General features: G+C 68.6%; 5 protein-coding genes. 3 read left to right on the top strand and 2 right to left on the bottom strand.

The window, feature by feature from the left end:
- A partial coding sequence (locus AC27IO_RS17885) for an aminotransferase class V-fold PLP-dependent enzyme (RefSeq protein ID WP_498739972.1) occupies positions 1 to 1,596 on the bottom strand: 1,596 nt, incomplete at its 3' end.
- Between the two features lie 439 nt (positions 1,597 to 2,035).
- Between AC27IO_RS17885 and mutS the strand changes: the two genes are divergently transcribed.
- Positions 2,036 to 4,618, top strand: coding sequence for a DNA mismatch repair protein MutS (gene mutS / locus AC27IO_RS17880; RefSeq protein WP_498739974.1), 2,583 nt, complete (start codon positions 2,036 to 2,038; stop codon positions 4,616 to 4,618).
- A 61-nt stretch (positions 4,619 to 4,679) separates the two neighbouring features.
- Here mutS and AC27IO_RS17875 read toward each other — a convergent pair whose 3' ends face one another.
- Complete coding sequence (locus AC27IO_RS17875) at positions 4,680 to 5,549, bottom strand: cysteine dioxygenase (protein ID WP_498739971.1); 870 nt, start codon at positions 5,547 to 5,549, stop codon at positions 4,680 to 4,682.
- Positions 5,550 to 5,832: 283 nt separating this feature from the next.
- Between AC27IO_RS17875 and AC27IO_RS17870 the strand changes: the two genes are divergently transcribed.
- Complete coding sequence (locus tag AC27IO_RS17870) at positions 5,833 to 6,660, top strand: proteasome-type protease (RefSeq protein ID WP_284394794.1); 828 nt, start codon at positions 5,833 to 5,835, stop codon at positions 6,658 to 6,660.
- A 43-nt stretch (positions 6,661 to 6,703) separates the two neighbouring features.
- Positions 6,704 to 7,519: an alpha/beta fold hydrolase gene (locus tag AC27IO_RS17865; protein WP_498739967.1), complete on the top strand. Its 816-nt coding sequence runs from the start codon at positions 6,704 to 6,706 to the stop codon at positions 7,517 to 7,519.
- Positions 7,520 to 7,743 lie beyond the last annotated feature (224 nt).

Here is a 7,743-nt window from a genome sequence, read left to right as displayed (position 1 = left end):
CACGAACGCCAGGCGCAGGCCCTGCGCGCCGTGCAGCAGATAGGCCGTGGCATCTTCGGTGTGGCCCGGCGTGGCCAGGCGGGTGAGGTGCAGCGTACCCAGGTCGATCCGCTCGGCGGGCTGCGGCCAGCCCAGGGCGTCCACGGCTGCGTCCGCGGCCGGGTGGCCGGCCAGGGCGGCACGCAGCGCGGCGGCGGATGACGCGTGGTCGCCATGGCTGTGGGTGTCCAGCACTGCCGCCAGTGTGTAGCCCTGGCAGCGCACCAGCTGGGCCAGCCGCTCGGTCAGCTCGGGCAGCGGATCGATCACGGCGCAGCGGCGGCTGGCGGCATCGGCCACCAGGTAGCAGCATGCGCCATCGACCACGAAACGGGTCACGCCTTCGACGGGCAGCGCGGCCGGCTGGGCCGGGCCCAGGCAACTGGCACGCAGCGATTCGCCGCACGCGCGGATGCGGGCGCAGGCCTCGCCGATGAAGGCAGCATCCGCGGCCGGGCCGAACGACAGCCGCACGGCCGAGTCCGCCTGCCAGGCCGGCAACTGCATGGCCTGCAGCACGTGGCTGGGCTGGGCCTTGGCCGCGCTGCAGGCCGAGCCGCCGCTGACGCGCACGCCCGCGGCGTCGAACAGATCCAGCAACAGCCGCGAGCCCACGCCCGGCACCGAGAAGTTGAGCGTGGTGGGCAGGCAGAGCCCGGGCGGCGCGTTGAAGACGAGGCCGGGGAAGGCCGCCTCCAGCGCCGCGCCCAGCTGCGCGCGGTAGTCCGCCAGCACCGATGGCGGCTGGAACGTGGTGCCTCCCTCCAGCGCCGCCAGCACCGCGCCCAGGGCGGCGATGCCCGCCATGTTCTCGGTGCCCGAGCGCAGGGCGCCCTCCTGCCCGCCGCCGGCCATCATGGGCGTGAACGGCGCGCCCTCGCGCACGTACAGCAGGCCGATGCCCTTGGGCGCATAGAGCTTGTGGCCGGAGAACGTGGCGTAGTCGATGGGGTGGTCGGCCAACTGCAGCGCCATCTTGCCCAGGGCCTGCACGCTGTCCACCAGCCACAGCGCGCCGCTGCCCGCCATCGCCTGCGCGATGCCCGCCAGATCGCTGACCACGCCGGTCTCGTTGTTGGCGGCCATGGTGCACACCAGCGCGGCGCGCGGCGCATGGGCGCGCAGCCAGTCGAGGTCGTGCCAGCCATCGTGCGCCACGGGAATGGGCAACACCTGCAGGCCGAGCTGCAGCAGCGTGTTCCAGTGCCGGAGCGCCTCGGGCACCGCCTTGTGCTCGGTCGCGCCGTACAGCAGCAACTGCGGCCCCGCGGCGCCGTCGCCGCCTGCGGCGCGCTGCCTGCGCATATGGTCCAGGGCCGACAGGACGGCGGTCTGGATGCCCTCGGTCGCGCCGCTCACGAACATCAGCTGGCCCGAAGGCGCACCGACCACCCGGCGGGCCCGGGCCCGCACCGCATCCATCAGCGCGCGGGCCTTGAGGCCGGTGCTGTGCGTGCTGCTGGGGTTGCCGTAGTCGTCCGCCATCGCGGCCAGGGCGGCATCGCGGGCGGCGGGCAGGACGGGCGTGGTGGCGTTGGCGTCGAGGTAGATTTCCATGGCGCTGCTTGATTTCCGTTGATCCGGGTAACAGCAACCATGTTAGTGAGCCATATTGAGAATATTTTTCTTATTTTCTGGCTTTATTTGAAATCAGCATCCATCCACCCATGCTTTGGCAAGGCCCGGGGCACGGCGGCGGCTGCCGGCCAAGGCACTGCCGATGCGGTGGGTAGGCCCGCTTGCGCCAGGGCGCTCGTCCACAATAGCGGGTTCGCCGCGGCCGGCCGCTGACCGAGCGGGTGCCGCGATGCCACCCCGCAGGGGATTGCCAGCAGCGAGCGGCCGTCGCGCGCTCCGCGATCCCGGTGAAGTCGAGAGAACCCAGAACATGCAGCAGCCGGCAGAAAACGCCCCCATCACCGCATCGCCATCCGCCCCTGGCACGCCCGCGCCCGCCGCGCCGCATCTGGGCAGCGACTTCTCGCACCACACGCCGATGATGCAGCAGTACCTGGCCCTGAAAGCCGCGTACCCCGACACGCTGGTCTTCTACCGCATGGGCGATTTCTACGAGGTGTTCTTCGCCGATGCCGAGAAGGCCGCGCGGCTGCTGGACATCACGCTCACGCAGCGCGGTCAGTCCGGCGGGCAGCCGGTGGTGATGGCCGGCGTGCCCTTCCACGCGCTGGAGAACTACCTGGGCCGGCTCATCAAGATGGGCGAGTCGGTGGCCATCTGCGAGCAGGTGGGCGAAGTGGGCGCGAGCAAGGGGCCGGTGGAGCGCAAGGTGGTGCGCGTGGTCACGCCGGGCACGCTCACCGACAGCGAACTGCTGTCCGACAAGGCCGAATCGCTGCTGCTGTCGGTGCACCAGGGCCCCCGCGCGCGTTGCGGCCTGGCGTGGCTCAGCGTGACGCAGGGGCTGGTGCACCTGGCCGAATGCACGCACGACGAGGTGGGCGCCTGGATCGCGCGCATAGGCCCGAGCGAGGTGATCTACAGCGCAGGCGTGACCGAGCGCTTCGAGCAGCAACTCAAAACGCTGCGCCAGAACGGCACATTCGCCTGCCCCTTGAGCCTGCGGCCGGACTGGCAGTTCGACGCCGCCTTGGGCGAGCGCAAGCTGCTGGAGCAACTGGGCGCGGCCAGCCTTGCCGCCTGGAGCGCGCAGGACCTGGCCCAGGCCCACGCCGCCGCCGCCGCGCTGCTGGCCTATGCCGAGCACACGCAGGGCCGATCGCTCACCCACGTGCACGGCGTGCGCGTGCAGCAGAGCGACGAGCTGATCGCCCTGCCCCTGGCCACGCGCCGCAACCTGGAACTGACGCGCACGCTGCGGGGCGAAGACGCGCCCACCCTCTTTTCGCTGCTGGACACCTGCATGACCGGCATGGGCAGCCGCCTGCTCAAGACCTGGCTGCTGGAGCCGCGGCGCGACCGCACCGAGGCCCGCCAGCGCCTGTCGGCCACGGAGGCGCTGCGCGGCACGGCCTCGGGCACCGGCGCATGGCAGGCGCTGCGCGGTGAGCTGCGCGGCGTGAGCGACGTGGAACGCATCACGGCCCGCATCGCACTGCGGCAGGTGCGCCCGCGCGAGTTGCTGGGCCTGTGCAAGACGCTACAAAAAGCAGAGCAGCTTGCCGGGGTATTCCATGCTTCGGAGCCGTTTTTGGCCCAGATCTTCGACCACCTGCGTCCGCCGGTCGATTGCGGCGAACTGCTGCGCGCGGCCATCCATGAAGAGCCGGCGGCGCTGGTGCGCGACGGCGGCGTGATCGCCCCGGGCTTCGACGCCGAGCTGGACGAGCTGCGCGGCATCCAGACGCACTGCGACACCTTCCTGCTCGACCTGGAGACGCGCGAGCGGGCGCGCACCGGCATCGCCAACCTGCGCGTGCAGTTCAACAAGGTGCATGGCTTCTACATCGAGGTGACCAGCAGCCACCTGGACCGCGTGCCCGACGACTACCGCCGGCGCCAGACGCTCAAGAACGCCGAGCGCTTCATCACGCCGGAACTCAAGACCTTCGAGGACAAGGCGCTGTCGGCGCAGGAGCGCGGCCTGGCGCGCGAGAAATGGCTGTACGAGCAGCTGCTGGACCGGCTGCAGCCGCATGTGCCCGCCCTTACGCGGCTGGCGCATGCGCTGGCCACGCTGGACGTGCTGTGCGCGCTGGCCGAGCGCTCGCTCACGCTCCACTGGTGCGCACCGCAGTTCGCGCCCGAGCCCTGCATCGAGATCGAGGGCGGGCGCCACCCGGTGGTGGAGGCGCGGCTGGCCGAGACCTCGTCCGGCAGTTTCATCGCCAACCACACGCGGCTGAACGCCAACACCCGCATGCAGGTCATCACCGGGCCCAACATGGGCGGCAAATCGACCTACATGCGGCAGGTGGCGCTGATCGTGCTGCTGGCCAGCATGGGCAGCCACGTGCCGGCCACGTCGTGCCGCCTGGGGCCCATCGATGCCATCCACACGCGCATCGGCGCGGCCGACGACCTGGCCAACGCGCAATCGACCTTCATGCTGGAGATGACCGAGGCCGCGCAGATCCTGCATTCGGCCACGCCGCACAGCCTGGTGCTGATGGACGAGATCGGGCGCGGCACGAGCACCTTCGACGGCCTGGCGCTGGCCAGCGGCATCGCCACGCACCTGCACGACCGCACCAAGGCGTTCACGCTGTTCGCCACCCACTACTTCGAACTGACCGAGCTGTCCGCGCGCCACCAGCACGCGGTGAACGTGCACGTGGGCGCGACCGAATCGGGCTCTAACATCGTCTTTTTGCACGAGATCCAGCCGGGGCCGGCCAGCCGCAGCTACGGCATCCACGTGGCCCGCCTGGCGGGCGTGCCGGGGCCGGTGCTGAACCATGCGCGCCACACGCTGGCCGCGCTGGAGCAGCGGGCCGGCGAGGGCGAAACGCAGGTGGACCTGTTCGCCGAGCCACCCGAGGCCGAGGGGCCGCTGGTGAGCCCGGCAGAAGCGGCGCTGGCCGAACTGCAGCCCGACACCCTGAGCCCGCGCGAGGCGCTGGACGCGCTGTACCAGCTCAAGCGGCTGGTACGGGGCTAGGCCGCGCAGGCCATCGACCTCAGGCGAGGCTGACTTACTCGGCTGGAGAAACCGCGGGCTTCTATTCCTTGCCCGTGCGTTCGAACTTGGTCTTGGCCGCGATCTGCTGGCCTTCGGACAGGCCATCCATGTCGCGGTACAGGTGCACCGACAGAGCGATGGCGCCGGACTTGTTCTTGAGGCTGTGGGGCACGCCCAGCTCGTCAGGCCCGAAGCCGGCCAACGACGCTTCTGTCCGCGCATTTCTTTCGGTCTTTTCGGCCAGCGGCGTGTTGTCTTTCGTTTCGCCGGTCGGTCGGTAGATTCGCTCCGACAACTTGCCCTTCAGGATGAAAGAAGCGCACTCGTTGGGATGGTCGTGGATGGGGGTCTTTTGCCTGGCATCGAACGCGAACAGTTGCAGGCAGAACGACTCTCCCTCCTTCGCGTGGCTGTGCAGCAGATAGCGACCGTAACCCGCCAATTGTGTGGCGTCCTTGGGCTTATAAATATCTGTGGACAACTGGGCTTCCTCCAGCAGGCTCTTGAGGGCGTCCGCCACGCAATCGCGCACGTCCTTGCCCACCGCGATCTCGGCTTGCACGGAGGCATTTTGCAAAAGCTTCTGTACGCCGGCTTCCAGGCGCTTTTGGTTGGCCGCGTGGGTCTGCCGGGCTTGCAGGGACAGCGTGGTGTACACCTTGTCGAGCTTGGCCTCGCGGGCTGCGATGCCCGAATCCGCGCCCAGCAGCGAGGTGCGTGGGCGCTTGGCCGAAGCACCTTCCGCGCTGGCGTCCGGGGACCGCGCCTGCAGGCCGTCCAGGCGGGCATCGCCGCCCGGCTGGCTCGAACCGGCAGGCCGTTTGTTCGAAGAGGCGGTATCGGCGACTTCGGCGCGTTCGGAACGGGGCGAAACGGCACGGGAAGGGGAAGAGATGGAGCTGGTCGTCATGGTTTGGAAAAAGAGTGGATGAGGAAGAAAAAGCGGGAGAACAACGGCGATCCACCGTGTCGCCACCCACCCGCCATTCTTCGAACCACAAGGCGGAATCCCGCCCGACACGCGAAGCCGATGTCCGGAAATGCGAATGTCTTTTCATATTGCGAAATCATCTGAAACATTGGCGACACGCCGCACCTTTTGTCCCCTGTTTCTGCCGCACCGTCTTGGGGCAAGTCCGCAGCGCAACGGCGACAACGCCTACACTCGACCCTTTGTCCCCCAATTGCCCTCCATGACGTATTGCGTCGCCATCAAGCTCAACGCCGGACTGGTTTTCCTGTCCGATTCCCGCACCAATGCGGGCCTGGACCAGATCAGCTCCTTTCGCAAGATGATGATCTACGAGAAGGCGGGCGACCGATTCATGGTGCTGCTGTCCGCCGGCAACCTGAGCATCTCCCAGTCGGTGCGCGAGATCCTGCAGTCCGAGCAGCTCACCGACCGCGAGGGCGGCGAGCCGATGACGATCTGGAATGCCAAGAGCATGTTCGATGCCGCCCGCGTGCTGGGCGCCGCCGTGCGCCACGTGCATGAACGCGACGGCGCTGCGCTCAAGCGCTCGGGTGTGGACTTCAATGTCTCGCTGGTGTTCGGCGGGCAGATCCAGGGCGAGGGCATGCGGCTCTTTCAGGTGTACTCGGCGGGCAACTTCATCGAAGCCACGTCCGAGACGCCGTACTTCCAGGTGGGCGAATCCAAATACGGCAAGCCCGTGCTCGACCGCGTGCTGACGCCCGACACGCCGCTCGACGAGGCAGCCAAGTGCGCGCTGGTGTCCATGGACAGCACGCTCAAGTCCAACCTGTCGGTGGGGCTGCCGCTGGACTTGGTGGTGTATGAGGTGGGCCAGTTCGCCACCGACAAGATCGTCTGCATCGACGAGCACAACCCCTACTTCCGCATGCTGCACAACAGCTGGGGCGAGAAGCTGCGCGAGGTGTTCGACAGCATCGAAGACCCCGCATGGCACGGTGGCCTGACCGAAGTGCCGATCAAGGTCGAGCCGTCGCGCAGCCGCCCGATCAAGAAGATCACCAACCCGCGCGACAAGCTCGTCTGACGCCCTGGCGGCACGCCGCCACAGCAGCAGCCGCCGAAGCCCCATGCTCCCCATCGTCTTCTCGCACGCCAACAGCTTTCCGGCAGGCACTTACTCGGTGCTGTTTCGCCACCTGAAGGACCGGGGTTTCGATGTCAGCGCGCTGGACCGCTACGGGCATGCGCCCGAGTACCCCGTCACCAACAACTGGCCGCACCTGGTGCAGCAGCTGGCCGACTTCGCGCAGGAGCAGGTGCAACGCGTAGGCGGGCCGGTGTTCTTCGTGGGCCACTCGCTGGGCGGCTTCCTGAGCGTGATGGCCGCCGCACGCCACCCCGAATTGGCGCGCGGCGTGCTGATGATCGACTCGCCCCTCATCAGCGGCTGGCGCGCCAGTGCGCTGGGCATGGCCAAGCAGACGCAGCTGGTGGGTGCCGTGTCGCCCGGCAAGGTCAGCCGGGCCCGGCGCAACGCGTGGGCCAGCCCCGACGAGGCGCTGGAGCATTTCCGCAAGAAGAAGGCCTTCGCGCAGTGGGACGGCGAGGTGCTGCGCGACTACATCCAGCACGGCCTGCGCGAGCACGAGGGCCGGCACATGCTGCATTTCGACCGGGCCGTGGAGACCGCCATCTACAACACCCTGCCGCACAACCTGTCGCAGCTGCTGCGAGCGCACCCGCTGCGCTGCCCTGCGGCGTTCATTGGCGGGCGCTCATCGGCCGAGGTGCGGCAGGTGGGCATGGCGATGACGCTGACCATCACCCAGGGGCGGGTGACGGTGCTCGACGGAAGCCACCTGTTCCCGATGGAGCAGCCCAAGACCACGGCCGCCGCCATCGAGGCCGCACTGTTGAATCTCATGGCGGTCCGGGCCGCCTGATCCGTCGGCTCCCTGATCGCCCTGTGCCGGCTCCGCACCGTGCGAGAGTGCCGCCCAGACGATCTGCCGAAATCAAGTACGAGGACGCAGAGCGCATCCGCCGTATGAAAGGTCGCGCCCATGGCCTGTGCCGCCCGCCGCCCGCCGCCCGCTCGCCCGCCGCCTGCATGGCACCCGCTTTTCGTGGGCCCCACGCACTGCACCATCAAAAAAAATGGAATCTG

Source organism: Acidovorax sp. KNOB132, from assembly GCF_057541515.1.
This window is presented reverse-complemented; position numbering and strand designations above follow the sequence as displayed.